The following is a 13,069-nucleotide window of genomic DNA, read 5'->3' as shown; positions in this document are numbered from 1 at the left end:
GCGCCAGGCGCCCTAAAACGAGACCGGCTTCCTGACGCACCCCCCTCATCTGCACGGCAGTGCGTCAGCCAACCCTAAGCACTCTCATGAGGGCAGGTGGCTATCATGCCTGCGTGCCTGAACCTTCCGCCCACCGAGAGCCACGTTGCCAAAAGCCGTGGTCGCCAAGAGCCGTGCCGAGTACCCGGAGCGCCCATGCTGCGCCTTAGCGTGCTCGCGCTGCTGGGGATGCTGGTCTTCGGGCTGGTCTTCGCGCTGCTGCCCGCTGCGCCCAGTGTGCGAAGCTCCGGCGTGACCTTGCAGAACGTCAGGCTCCAGCTTTATCCAGCTCAGGACGCCGACGCCGAGTGGCGCTTTTCGGCAGCCAAAATCGACGTGGACCCCGAAAAAGGTGAAACGGCCCTCGATCAGCTCGGTCAGGGTGCGCGCTGGGTGCAGACCAGGGGCAAGGACGGCAGCGCCGGTCCCCTGCACGAAGACATGCGCATCAAAGCCAGCAACCTGGTTATCGACGGGCAGGACAACCTGCGTGCCCAGCAGGCCGAGCTATACACCATTGCCGATTGCAGCACCTTCACCCTCTCGGCGCTGGGCGACCAGCAGGTGTTCATCAACCAGCAGGGCGGGTACACGGCGCCGCGCGGCAGCATCAGCACACCGAGCAAAAAGGGTGATTTCCGCGATATCAGTGCCAACTTCGATTTCACCAAGTTTCAGGCCGTGCAGGTAAAGAACTACGAGCAACACACCGTCTCACCCCTCATCTGCGTGGGCGGCACTATTCGACCGCGCTGATCGACCATGCTGAGCCACCTTTCGCCGAGCACCTCGGTTCACCAAATAAAGCCCACCAAACGAGAAGGAGTTTTATGAAACGTTCCCTGATCTTACTGCCCATGCTGGCCCTCGCCACCGCCCTCGCTGCTGCGCCGGTAGACCGCGTGCTCAAGTTCGCCACCGACGCCAACGTGCAGGGTAACTTACGGAATGGTCCGGTCGATTACACTGGCCTGAACGGCGCGGCCATTAAAGCCAGCGTCAACAACGTCAACATTACGGCGCCCAAAGCGGTACTGAGTGCCCCAGCGGGCGGCACCCTCGACGGTTCTATCGGCAAGCGCACGGCTATATTCAGCGGCGGCATCAGCGTGGTGCGCGGCAGGTTGCAGGCCAAGGGCGACCAACTGGCCTACAGCGAGGTCACCGGCCAGGGCGTCATGACCGGCACGCCCAGCGCCGTGTTCGTGCCCGACAAGGACAAGGGCGACCCGGTGAACATCAGGGCCGCGCAGATGAGCCTGGACATCGACAACAACCAGAGCACCTCCACCGGCAGCGTGCAGCTCGCCAGCGGCACCCAGACCGGCAAGGCCGACAAGCTGGTCTTCGACGAGGACAGGGAAGTCGGCGTGATGACAGGCAACCCCAGCATGAGCCGCGCCGCCAGCGCCAAGCAAAAAGAGCTGGTGATTACCGGCACCGAAGCCCGCGTGGTGACCAAGGGCAAGCTGCTGTACGTCAGTGGCAAGGTCAGGTTGACCCAGGGCACCATCGTCACGACCGGCGACGCGGTGTACTACGACGACATCAAAAACACCGCCTACGTGGTCGGCAACGCCAAAAGCGTCGATTCCAAAGGTGGCCAGCAGGTCAGCGCCCGCGTGCTACTGCAACGCACCGACCTGGCGCGGGTCAGTCAATTTTCCGGCACCTACCAGATCCCCACTCAGAATTTCAAATTGACCGGCGAGAAGTAGGACCCGGCGAGGCGAGAGATGAAACGCGCGCTGCTCTGGCTCAGCCTCCTGCTGACGACCTCCGCCGTCTACGGTCAGGGGGCGGTGGCCACGCCCGCACCTCCGGCGGCGCCACCAGCGACGAGTGCGCCTGCGGTGCCCGCCGTGTCCCCCGCACCAGCGCCCGCCGAGAGCGCCCCGGCTTCAGACGATCAGCCTAAAATTCAGCTTGAACGAAAGGGCGACGACGGTAAGGTCCGCACCATTCGCATTCTGAAAACCGGCAGTGACGAGGCCGGGATCGCCGTGACCTGTACGCCCCAGGACGATGAGCCCGCAGGATCGCCCAGTGTGGTGGTCTACAGCGATTCCTCTGTCGGTGGCGTGCAGGTCACGGTGGACAAAAACGTGATCCGGGCGCCGCTGGCGATCATCACCAAGCAGGGGCAAAAGGAGGACCAGAAAGAAGGCGAAGGCGGCGGTGACGGTCACATCGAGGTCAGCGCCGGAACCGCCCGCTTTCTCGACGCCGCGCCGGAAGGCAAAACGGACCGCCTCAGCCGCTGCGCCGTCGAGGCCACGCCCACCACCTCGCCCAACACCGTCTTCGTGACCCAGGGCAAGACCAACCTGAGGGGCCAGAAGCTGATTTATGACGAGAAGGACGGCATCGCCCGCATCGACGGCCCGATCACTTTCGAGCGCCCCGCCCCGGAAGGCGAGACCGACGCGGACCGTCTGAGCGGCACCAGCCAGCGCATCGAGGTCAACGTTGACAATGAAACGACCACGCTGGCAGGCGAAGTGGTGCTGACCAGCGGGGAGCGCACCAGCAAAGCCGAGCGGGTGGACTACGACGACGCCAAGAACGTGGCGATCCTGCGCGGCAGCCCTGGCAAACCGGCCCAGTCGGTCAAGGGGAAAGATATTTTGTGCGCTGCCGTCATCCGGTATTACCTCGACACCAATAACGTTGACGTAATCGCGTCGAAAGACGAATCCGGAGCCATCACAGGCACCATCACAGGCTCCTTCAGTGACGGCGACGAAGCCACGTCCAGCTCAAGTAGCGGCAGTTCGTCTAACTCGTCCGGCTGCTGACAGTCCCATCTGGCTGCTAACCCCACCGGGGGATAGGCAGCGTGGCGCAAATCTGTTATGTTATTTGCGTAAGGGCGAGTCGCTGAGCGGCCCTGAAGGAGTTACAGCATGAGCATTCAGATTCACCTGGTCGGGCCGCTGGGGACGAGCATCACGGTAGACGTGCAGGAAGAGCGCGAGATTTTTCCGGCGTTGCGCAAGTACGGCAAGTCCGGCTGGAGCAGCGGCGAGTTGCCTGCGGGCGGCGTGTCGTTGCCGCTGGCGATGGCCGACATCTTCGACTGGAACCTGATCGGTGCCCGGCCTTACACCAACGCCGAGGGCGAAGCTTGCGTGATGTACCGGGGCCAGAGCTACAAGCGCCGCGAACTCGACGAGGTGGACACCAAGAAGATCAAGCTGCCCAAGATCGTCAAGTACTCGCGGGGTGCGCGGCCCACCGATCTGCCCCACCTCAAGGAAGGCGAGGAAGGCGGCGTCCAGTACGTCACCCTGATCGCCTTCCGGGGCGGCGGCAAGGTGCTCGACGCCTACGTGGACCCGGCGAAGATGGCCGGTCAGTCGGGGTAGGCGAAGTCGCTCTGAATTTTTTATAGTTGATCGACGTTATTCAATTTAAAACAGTTGTCATCCTGAGTGAAGCGAAGGATCTCGTAGTTTGACGGCAAGATTCTTCACTACGTTCAGGATGACAGTCCTGCTTTGGCGAAAGCTTCAGATAAAAGCCCAGAGTGTGACTTGAGGGCTCGAATACGGGATTAAAAAGAGTCCAATTTATTGGGCGGGAACGCTGCCCGGACGCCCCCTCACCCCGCTGCTGCGCAGCTCCCCTCTGCAAGCACTCGTCGTGAACGGACTGTCGTCATGAGCCGACACCCATGAGGGTGCCATTCCTCCCCATGAGGGCGCCACTCCTCAGGTCTTCGACTCTCCCGCAAGGGGCGACTGGTACAGCTCCGCAGGAGAGGGGTCAACACGGTCACTTTTGAATATTCACGAGTCGTCTTAATGCCGTACGAAAAGCAGAAGCCACCTTTCGGCGGCCTCGCGCTCCGCTACCGAAATGAGGGAGGGGATGTCTCTAAAGTTTACCTGATTTCGTATGATCGGTCAAAGCCCCTCAGCTCCGCGTCATCTCCAGCGGCACGACCCAGGCGGCGAATTCGTCCTCGGTCACAAAGCCTAGACCGAGCGCCGCTTCCTTCAAACTCAGCCCTTCCCTATGCGCCTTCTTGGCAATCGCGGCGGCTTTGTCGTAGCCGATGTGCTTGTTGAGTGCCGTGACCTGCATCAGATTCACGCTCAGATTGTGCTCGATACGCTCCAGGTTAGGCTCGATGCCCACGGCGCAGTGGTCGTTGAAGGCCAGGCAAGCGTCAGAAATGAGCCGGATGCTCTCCAGCACGGCGTGGACCATCACCGGCTTGAAGACGTTGAGCTGGAAGTTGCCCTGCGACCCGGCGTAAGCCACCGTGGCGTCGTTGCCGAAGACGCGGGTGGCCACCATCGTCAGCGCCTCGGATTGGGTCGGGTTGACCTTGCCGGGCATGATGCTGCTGCCCGGCTCGTTTTCCGGAATCACGATCTCGCCGATGCCGTTGCGCGGCCCGGAGGCCAGCCAGCGCACGTCGTTGGCCATCTTCATCAGGGCGCCCGACAGCGTGCGCAGCGCGGCGGAGACCTGCACCAGCGCGTCGTGGGCGCTCAGGGCGGCGAACTTGTTCTCGGCGCTGCGAAAGGGGTAGCCGGTTTCCAGCGCGTATTTCTGCGCGGCCAGGTCACCGAATTTCGGATGCGCATTCAGGCCGGTGCCGACGGCGGTGCCGCCAATCGCCAGGTCGTACAGACCTTTCTCGGTGTGCCGGACTTCCCCCAGGGCAAAATCGAGCTGCGCGACCCAACCGCCGATTTCCTGTCCGAGCGTGATCGGCGTGGCGTCCTGCAAGTGGGTGCGGCCCACCTTGACGATGCCGGAGAAGGCTTCGGCCTTGGCGTGCAGCGTGTTACGCAGCTTGCCGACGCTGCCGTAGAGCCGTTCACTGAGCTCCAGCACCACGGCGATGTGCATGGCGGTGGGAAAGGTGTCGTTGCTGCTCTGGCCCCGGTTGACGTGATCGTTGGGGTGAACCGGCTGTTTGGACCCCATCGCGCCGCCCGCGAGTTCTATGGCGCGGTTACTGATCACTTCGTTGGCATTCATGTTGCTCTGGGTGCCGGAGCCGGTCTGGAACACCACCAGCGGAAAATGATCGTCGAGCGTACCGGCAATGACTTCATCGGCGGCCCGCACGATCAGGTCGGCAATATCACGGGGCAGTTCGCCGAGTTCGGCGTTGGCCTGGGCGGCGCCTTTTTTCAAAATGCCGAGTGCCCGGACAATCGGGCGGCCCATCACGAAGGTGTCGCGGCCAATCGGGAAGTTGTGAATGCTGCGCTCGGTCTGGGCGCCCCAGTAGCGGCTGGCGTCCACTTCGAGCGTGCCCATGCTGTCGGATTCGGTGCGGGTGATGGTCATGGGTCAAGTTTAGGGGAGCGGGGGGGGGTCGCGGGGCGGAGAAACGGGGCAGCGCAAACCCCCTCGATGGTCTGAGGGGGTTTCGGCGCTGGCCGGACTCGCTGCTGGCCGGACTTGCTGGTGGCCGGACCTGCTGGTGTTGGGGCCTACTTGAGCAGGAGTTGCCCGCGTGCCTCGCCGCCAGCGTTCGCCGCCGTATGCACGTTGACGTAGTATTTTCCGGCTTTCAGATCGGTGATCTGGGCGTCGGTCAGGGTGATGATGGCGTCCTTGTTCTTGATGGTGGCGGTCTTGGCGGCGCTGGTATTGGTGAGGTCGAGCATGAAGAGAACACCGGCATTGCTGCCCACAGCGGCTGGGCCGTGAATATGGGCCATCATCAGATCACCGCTGAGGCCCGACACCGAGCCGCTCAGGGTGGCCGTTTTGGTGTCCTCGTTGAGGGTCAGCGTGGCGTCGCCGGTGGCGGTGGCCGTGACAGCAGGCACCTCGCTGGCCGGGCTGAGGGTGGCGGCGTAGGTGCTGGTCTTGGGGCCGGGGTTGCAGGCTGTCAGGGTCAGGGCGAGGATCAGGGCGGACAGGGCGAGTGTCTTCATATGAGTCTCCTTTACGGTATTTATAAATATATGTGGTGTTCATAAAGATCATCGCATCACATATCGCTGGCTACTGTTCGTTGGCGTACAGGTCATTCAGGTACAGGTCATTCAGGTACAGGTCGCCGGGAAAGCGGCCCCCCAGTTACTTCAGTCGGCGGCCAGGGTCACCGCAGCGCCGGACAGATCCGGCAAGGCCCGCTCCGAGCGCACGATCAGCACCCAACCCAGGCAGCCCAGCAGCATGGCCAGGCCCGCCGCGCCGTAGAACACGCTCGCCGGAAAGCGGTCGAGCAGCGGTGAGACGCACAACAGCGTGACCGGCATTCCCAGGCTGGAGGCGGTGCCCAGCACGGCGAAGACCCGGCCCCGGAAGGCGGCGGGTACCAGGCGCTGCACCAGCGTGACCAGCGGCGCGTTGAGCACCATGAAGCTCAGTCCCAGCCCCAGCGAGCAGGCCAGGAGCGCCGGATACGTCGTGAAGCGGGCCATCACCAGATACAGCGAGCCGCACAGGACCAGGCCCACCGCCGTTGTCCGGCGCGGGGAAACCCGGCTGCCCAGCCCGGCCAGCACCGCTCCACCGATGAGCGCCCCGACGCCTTCCAGTGCCGTGAACAGGCCGTAGCCGCCCGGCCCGGCGCCGAGCTCGTCCATCAGCTTGGGGGTGAGCACCGTGACCGTCACCAGGGCGCCGTTGAGCAGCAGACTCAGCGGCGGCGCGAAGCTCAGCAACTTCGATTTGCCCATCAACCGCAGCCCGGCGCCGAGGTCGGCAACCAGGCTGGGGCGCGGGCCACTGAGGGGTGGGTCACTGAGGGGTAGGTCACTGAGGGGTGGGCGGCCCGGCAATCTCACCAGCGGCAGCAGCCCGGCCATCACGAGAAAGCTCAGGCCGTCGATCAGCAGCGCGGTGGGCGGTCCCAGGCGGGCGACCAGTAGGCCGCCGAGCAGGGTGCCCAGGAGTCCGGCGCCCTGCTGCACACTGCTCTGAAGGGCGTTGGCGCGGGCCAGCTCGGATTCCGGCACCAGCGCTGGGAAGGCCGCGCCGCTGGCGGGGGACGCGAAGATGCCCGCCATACCGCCCAGGAAGGCCGACCCGTTGATGACCCACAGCGGCACGTTGCCCAGCCGCAGGGCGATCAGGGCCACCGTCAGCACCAGTGCGCCGCGCAGCAGATCAGCGGCGATCAGCGGCACCTTCAGGGGCACCCGGTCTACCCAGGCCCCGGCCAGCGGCATCAGCAGGTTTGGACCCAGCGCAAAAGCCAGCGTCAGGGCCATCGCCCCGGCCTGTCCGGTCTGGTGCAGCACCAGGAAACTGAGCGCCAGCCCGCCCATCGCCGAGCCGAACTGCGACTGCCCGGAGGCGATCAGCCAGATGATGAAACTGCGGTTGCAAAGTCGGGTGGGCGGGGTCATGTGCTCAGCCTGCGCCCCCTTCAACTCCAACGGCCAGGCGTTTTTTCAAGTAGACAGCCGCTAAGCTCTACTCATGTCCGACGCGCCGCGCACCGCCACCGCCGAGCAGGCCGAACTGCTGCTCGATGTGGAACTGAGGATGCTGTTTTCGGAACTGATGAAAGCGCCGCGCAGCGCCACCGAACTGGGCCACCACCTCAAACTCAGCCCGCAGCGGGTGCATTACCTCCTGAGAAAGCTGCTGGCCGCCGATGTAGCGCAGCTCGATTCGGTGACGCCCCGCGCCGGGCGAGCAGTCAAGCGCTACCGGGTGTCACCCAGATGGTTCATTCCCTTCGAGGTGACCGGCAACGACACGCTCGACGACTTTCTGAGCGCCCAGATTCTGCCGAGAATGGATCAACTCGTCCGGCTGAGCGTGCGGCAACTGGAAGCCGCGTTCGGCACCTGGGGCTACTGGCTGGAGCAGGAAGGCGAGAGCGGCAGCTTGCGAATGGGCGACCCGGACGGCGCAGCGCAGGAGCTGTATGCCAGCGACGAGCCGTTCTTGCTCAATCTCGGCACCCTACGTCTGAGCCGCGAGCAAGCCGCCGCCCTCAAGCACAAACTGATCGCCGTTCTGGATGAATTCGCAGCCCTGGAGGAGCGCGGCGAGCAGCCGTATACCCTCGGCATTCAACTGGTGCGCGGCGAGATCGGGTGAGCGCGTAGACTGCACCCATGAAACCACTCCTCGCCCCCGGACTGGCCCTGCTCCTCGCCGCGCAGGCCGAGGCGGCGGGCAATGATTACCTGAAACTGGTCTACGAGGGCGGGGTGTTTCAGGGCGTCAAGGACTTGCCCGCCGACCGGCTGATGAAGGGCGAGCGCGGCTACCTGCTGACTCCGAATGCCTACGGCGGCGAGTGGAGCGTGGTGCTGGGCAGCGCGGCGGCGAATACCCTCACCAGCAAGGTTCACCTCAGTTTTGCAGGCAATGTCAAGGCGCTCGATACCGGCGCTCCCACTATCGGGAAACTGATGGCCCGGCTGAGCGTCACGGCGGCGCGGAGCTGCTTTTCTATGGGCACCGAGCGGCTGAGCGCCCTGAAAAGCTGGGTCGAGGAGAGCGTGAAAACCGGCGCGGGCAGCGACCTCAACACCGAACGCAGCTTCGGGCCGCTACGGCTGCAACTGCTGACCAAACGCACGGTTGAGCTGGCCGCAAATGGGCTGGCCGAGGTGGACGTGCTGCTCTCGCGCAGCGGGACGCCGGGGGCGGGAGGGTGGACGCAGGTGTGTGGACGCGGCTGACCCACCTCAATCGGCGCCCGGTGGACCCCGCTGCTCTTCATACGCAGGAGTTGGCGGTGACGGGAGCTGAATGGAATGCAGCTCAAGCAAGGCTGGTAACGCTTCTGCCCACCGCCCGGCCCGCAGTTGCTCACGCCAGCCCGTAATCTGCTCAGCCGCCCTGGCCTCGCTGCCGCCGTAGCCAAAACCCGCCGTCTGGGTCTGGAGGTAGGCCGTCACCGTTTCGTCTGGATCATCGGGTGAGAGAAACTGCACCTTGACCGCTGGACAAGGCACCGCCCTGAACTCATCCGGCGTGACTAGCATGATCTCCTGCGGCTCGCCCTCGGAGTAAAATCCGGCGCGTTCGAGGCGTTCACTCAGGCCGGGCCAGCAGTCGGCCAGAAATTCGAGGCGGGGCGTGCGGGCGTAGGCGGCGAAGGCATCCAGCAGAGCCTTTGTCTCCACTTCGTTCGGCTCGGCGTTCAGCGGCGTGGCCCAGTTGACGCCGCCGAAGTCGTCTTGCGGATCGAGCAGCAGCCGGAAAGCGGGCGTGTCCACCACGCGCCGGGTGCGGGCGGTGGCGGCCACATCGGCGGCGCTGACCTTTGCCAGCCAGTCCAGATCAGCATGGTTTAAATCAGCACGGTCCAGATCAACGCGGTCCAGATCGGTCATGGCCGGGCGACGCCGAGGCGCAGGCCGTCGAGCAGCAGGGCCACCACGGCGTGCGCCTGGGCTTTCCAGCCGGGATCATCGTTGACCCGGCACAAGCTAGTGATCACGGTCAGCACGGTGCCCGGCTCGACATCGGCCCGCAGGCGCCGCTCAGCCACCGCCAGGCGCATCAGCCGCGAGACGGCCTCCATCAGCAGGCGGGGGCCAGCCGTGAACGCCGGGGCGTCCGGAATGCTGCACAGGGCGGCGGCCAGCCCCCGGTTATTGGCCGCGTAGTCGATCATCTGGCCCAGAAAGGCGGCCAGGGCGTCATCGGCGCTCAGGCGACCCAGCAGCTCGTCGGCGCAGGCGCAAAGCGTCCCAATTTCCTGCTGATACACCGCTTCGATCAGCGCCTCGCGGGTTTCAAAATGTCGGTAGATCGTCCCGACACCCACGCCTGAGCGCCGGGCGATGTCCTCCAGGGGAAAGTCGAGCTTACCGCCCAGAAACAGTTCCCGCGCCGTGGCGAGCAGCCGCTCACGGTTGCGCCTCGCGTCGGCCCGTAGCGGTTTGCCTGGAGATGATTTGGTTGGCGACGGTTTCGTTGGCGACGGGTCCACCGGAAGGATCTTCATCTCGCACCGCCGAGCCCTGATTGACAAACGGAATAATTCTCCGTATCTTTATCTGGAGCCATTTTCCGGTTATAGCACGATGACACAACAGGTGAACGAAGACGCCAGCAGCGCCGTGCGTCCGGCCCTGACACCTGTACTCATCCACCCCTCTGAGCACACCGGAGCAGCATGAAAATCTTGATGATCGGACGCGGCGCCATCAGCACGCTGTACGGCTGGGCGCTGGCGAAAGCAGGTCACACCGTCCATTACTATGTCCGGCCAGGCCGGGCCGCCCAGTACAGCCCCACCGTTCAGCTCGATCTGCTGGACGCCCGGACCAGGCTTCAGGGTGTGCGGGTCATGGGAACCCTGAGCACCCCACTGGTCGAGGACCTGAATGCCGACCACGCCTACGACCTGATCGTGGTGAGCGTCCAGCATTACCGCTTTGCGGAAGTGATGAGCTTCCTGGCAGAACGGGTAGGCAGCGCCACCGTGCTGATGTTCAACAACCTGTGGGTGGGTCCGGAGTCGGCGGCGTCTGCCCTGAACGCCGACCAACTGGTGTGGGGCTTTCCCAGGGCGGGCGGCGGCTTCGGGCCGGGGGGCGTGCTGCGCGGCAGTCTGCTGAAAAACGTGATATTCGGTGATCTCGGTGCCGGGGCGGACAGCTCACGGGGACGGACGGTGCGCGAGCTGTTTCGCGGCAGCGGCTTCGGCATTCAGGAACAGCGCGACTTCCGGGGCTGGCTGTCGGTGCATTTCCTGATCAATGCCGGGCTGCTGCCGCAAGCACTCAAGGCGGGGTCGTTCGCCAAGCTGATGAGTTCGGACGCGCATCTGCGCCAGGCGGTGCTGAACGTTCGGGAACTGCTGCCCATCCTGAGCGCGCGTGGCATCGATCTGAAGCTACATGCCGCCGATGTGGCGCCGTTCAGGTTGCCGCCGGGGCTGGTGTCGCTACTGCTCAGGCTGGCCTTCCGCTTCTCCCAGCCAGTTGGGCGGGTGACTGCGGCCCTGCCCGGCGAGGCTCTCCGGCAGGAAGTCAGGCCCATGACCCTTGACGTGCTCAGCGAGGCGCGGCGACTCGGTGTGGCCGTGCCCCGCCTGGAAGCCTTCAGCGCCTCGCTTGAGGAAACGCCGACTCCCCCGACTTCAGCCCAGGTCCTGACCAGTGTTTAATCAGACCAGTCCCCCCAATCAGAACAATGCCTGAGCCCTTTTTGCGTCGTTCACCGGGGACTTTTCGCCGCCTGGGCGGTGCTAGACTTCCCCAATGATGCGCCTGACCCCAGACGACGCCGCCCTGCTCGCCCCTGGCTTGTTAGCGAAGGCCGAGCGCGGGGAGCGCCTGAACCACGCCGAAGTGACCGCCCTCTATCATCTGCCCCTGCCCGACGTGGCGGCGGTGGCCCACAGCCTGCGCCTGAAGCGCTCCGATCCCGACACGGTGACGTTCCTGATCGACCGCAATATCAACTACACCAACGTCTGCAACGTGGGCTGCAACTTCTGCGCCTTCTACCGCACCAAGAGACAGAAAGACAGCTACACCCTCGATTACGAGCAGGTCTCGGCCAAAATTATTGAGCTGGAAGCGGTGGGCGGCTCGCGCATTCTGATGCAGGGCGGCGTGAACCCCGAACTGCCGCTGGAGTATTACACCGGGCTGCTGCGGCACGTCAAGGCGCACCACAAGGGCATCCGCATTGAGGCGTTCAGCCCCGAAGAAGTGCTGTTCATGGAAAAGCAGTTCGGGCTCGATCTGGACACCTTGCTCGACACGCTGATCGCGGCGGGGCTGGACGGCCTGCCCGGCGCGGGCGGCGAGATTCTGGAAGACGACGTGCGGGCCAAGGCGGCGCCCGCCCGCATCCGCAGCGCCGACTGGTTCCGGATTCTCGACGCCGCGCAGCGCAAGGGCCTGTATACCATCAGCACCATGGTCATCGGCTTCGGCGAGACGTATGCCCAGCGGGCCAGCCACCTGCTCAAAATCCGCGACCAGCAGGACAAGGCCCTGCGCGACTACGGGCACGGTTTCGCAGGCTTCGCCATGTGGAGCCTTCAGACCGAGCACACCCGTCTGGCGGGCAAGGCCCCCGGTGCCAGCGCCCACGAGTACCTGCAACAGCTCAGTATTGCCCGTATCGCGCTCGATAACCAGCCGAACATCCAGGCGTCGTGGCCCGCGCAGGGCTTCAAGGTGGCGCAGGCGGCCCTCTATTACGGCGCGTCCGACCTGGGCAGCACCATGCTGGAGGAGAACGTGGTCTCGGCGGCGGGCGGCGGCGGGCGCCACAGCGCCACCATCCGCGAGCTGGTCCGCATCGCTCACGACGCCGGATACAAACCCGCCATCCGCAACAGCTACTTTCACATCCTGCGCTACCCCGACGTAAATGAAGTCCTGGGCCTGGGCCTGGGCGCCGAGCTGGAAGAGGAGCGGGCGGTGGGCGCCGGAGCGTAGGGGTCAGTTCAGTCATAACCATAAAGGCGCTCTGGGAGAACCAGACGCCTGATTTTTGCAGGTGGAATGGGCGGGTGAGCAACCATCTCCTCATGTCACCCTGAGCATAGCGAAGGGTCTAATTCGGTAGCCCACCAGACGACCCCTCACCCTTCCGCCGCTCTGCGGCTCCCTCTGCTGGGCAGGTCTACGACTCCCTCTCCCCAGGGAAGAGGGCTGGGGCGAGGGGCGTATCAGCGGCCATGAGCATGTCTTAAACCCATTTCAATCCCACATCACTCCGTTCCTGGCAGCCTTCTCACCGGCAACTTCACCCAGCCGCGCCGTGAGACCCAGCGGACCAGCACGACCACCGCCGCACCGAGCAGTTGCGTTTCCAGCTCACCGAAATAGGGGTGAATCAGGTACACGGCGACGGCGCCCAGCGCGGCGGCGGTGGCGTAGAGCTGGTCGTTGCGGTACATCACCTCCGGCACCTGGGCGGCCAGCAGATCGCGCACGATGCCGCCGCCCACGCCGCTGAGCATGCCCACGAAGGTCACGCCCAGGAAGCCGAAGCCCAGGCCCACGCCCAGTAGTGCTCCACTGGCGGCAAAGAGGGCCAGGCCGATGGTGTCGAAGAAACTCAGCGCTCTCTCGAAGCGGGCCAGGCGCTCCCCGAAGGCGAAGGCCAGCAC

General features: G+C 64.6%; 14 protein-coding genes. 8 read left to right on the top strand and 6 right to left on the bottom strand.

Annotated features, from left to right (window positions below; genetic code table 11):
- The first annotated feature begins 195 nt into the window (after positions 1-195).
- From Q0R23_RS06530 to Q0R23_RS06515, 4 genes are all read left to right on the top strand, one after another.
- Positions 196-795, top strand: coding sequence for a hypothetical protein (locus tag Q0R23_RS06530; protein WP_293911599.1), 600 nt, complete (start codon positions 196-198; stop codon positions 793-795).
- 74 nt (positions 796-869) lie between these two features.
- Positions 870-1,757 carry an LptA/OstA family protein gene (locus Q0R23_RS06525; RefSeq protein ID WP_293911598.1) on the top strand — a complete coding sequence of 296 codons (888 nt, stop codon included), beginning with the start codon at positions 870-872 and terminating at the stop codon, positions 1,755-1,757.
- Positions 1,758-1,775: 18 nt separating this feature from the next.
- The gene (locus Q0R23_RS06520; protein WP_293911597.1) at positions 1,776-2,837 is read left to right on the top strand and encodes an LptA/OstA family protein; all 1,062 of its coding nucleotides are present in this window, start codon (positions 1,776-1,778) and stop codon (positions 2,835-2,837) included.
- 108 nt (positions 2,838-2,945) lie between these two features.
- Entirely contained in the window at positions 2,946-3,407 is a 462-nt protein-coding gene (locus tag Q0R23_RS06515; protein ID WP_293911595.1) for a single-stranded DNA-binding protein, read from the top strand.
- A 550-nt stretch (positions 3,408-3,957) separates the two neighbouring features.
- Here the strand turns inward: Q0R23_RS06515 and fumC are convergent.
- From fumC to Q0R23_RS06500, 3 genes are all read right to left on the bottom strand, one after another.
- Entirely contained in the window at positions 3,958-5,352 is a 1,395-nt protein-coding gene (gene fumC, locus Q0R23_RS06510) for a class II fumarate hydratase (RefSeq protein ID WP_293911593.1), read from the bottom strand.
- Between the two features lie 146 nt (positions 5,353-5,498).
- Complete coding sequence (locus Q0R23_RS06505) at positions 5,499-5,948, bottom strand: CHRD domain-containing protein (protein ID WP_293911591.1); 450 nt, start codon at positions 5,946-5,948, stop codon at positions 5,499-5,501.
- A gap of 150 nt (positions 5,949-6,098) precedes the next feature.
- Positions 6,099-7,370: an MFS transporter gene (locus Q0R23_RS06500; RefSeq protein WP_293911589.1), complete on the bottom strand. Its 1,272-nt coding sequence runs from the start codon at positions 7,368-7,370 to the stop codon at positions 6,099-6,101.
- A gap of 73 nt (positions 7,371-7,443) precedes the next feature.
- On the opposite strand from Q0R23_RS06500, the gene Q0R23_RS06495 reads away from it, so the two are divergent.
- Positions 7,444-8,073 carry a winged helix-turn-helix domain-containing protein gene (locus tag Q0R23_RS06495; protein ID WP_293911588.1) on the top strand — a complete coding sequence of 210 codons (630 nt, stop codon included), beginning with the start codon at positions 7,444-7,446 and terminating at the stop codon, positions 8,071-8,073.
- Between the two features lie 17 nt (positions 8,074-8,090).
- Entirely contained in the window at positions 8,091-8,663 is a 573-nt protein-coding gene (locus Q0R23_RS06490) for a hypothetical protein (protein WP_293911587.1), read from the top strand.
- Positions 8,664-8,669: 6 nt separating this feature from the next.
- On the opposite strand, the gene Q0R23_RS06485 is transcribed toward Q0R23_RS06490, so the two are convergent.
- Entirely contained in the window at positions 8,670-9,320 is a 651-nt protein-coding gene (locus Q0R23_RS06485) for a hypothetical protein (RefSeq protein ID WP_293911585.1), read from the bottom strand.
- Positions 9,317-9,937: a TetR/AcrR family transcriptional regulator gene (locus Q0R23_RS06480; protein WP_293911584.1), complete on the bottom strand. Its 621-nt coding sequence runs from the start codon at positions 9,935-9,937 to the stop codon at positions 9,317-9,319. The genes Q0R23_RS06485 and Q0R23_RS06480 overlap by 4 nt, the downstream gene beginning before the upstream one ends.
- Positions 9,938-10,108: 171 nt before the next feature.
- Here Q0R23_RS06480 and Q0R23_RS06475 point away from each other — a divergent pair, with 171 nt between their 5' ends.
- Entirely contained in the window at positions 10,109-11,104 is a 996-nt protein-coding gene (locus Q0R23_RS06475) for a 2-dehydropantoate 2-reductase N-terminal domain-containing protein (RefSeq protein WP_293911583.1), read from the top strand.
- 94 nt (positions 11,105-11,198) lie between these two features.
- A complete protein-coding gene (locus Q0R23_RS06470; RefSeq protein WP_293911581.1) occupies positions 11,199-12,392 on the top strand; it encodes a CofH family radical SAM protein in 1,194 nt (397 codons plus the stop codon).
- Positions 12,393-12,667: 275 nt separating this feature from the next.
- Here Q0R23_RS06470 and Q0R23_RS06465 read toward each other — a convergent pair.
- Positions 12,668-13,069: TRIC cation channel family protein (locus Q0R23_RS06465; protein WP_293911579.1), on the bottom strand; the 402-nt coding region annotated here is incomplete at its 5' end.

The organism is Deinococcus sp., from assembly GCF_025362455.1.
Classification (GTDB): Bacteria; Deinococcota; Deinococci; order Deinococcales; family Deinococcaceae; genus Deinococcus.
The sequence above is the reverse complement of the archived record's forward strand: the minus strand, read 5'-3'. Positions and strand labels throughout refer to the sequence as shown.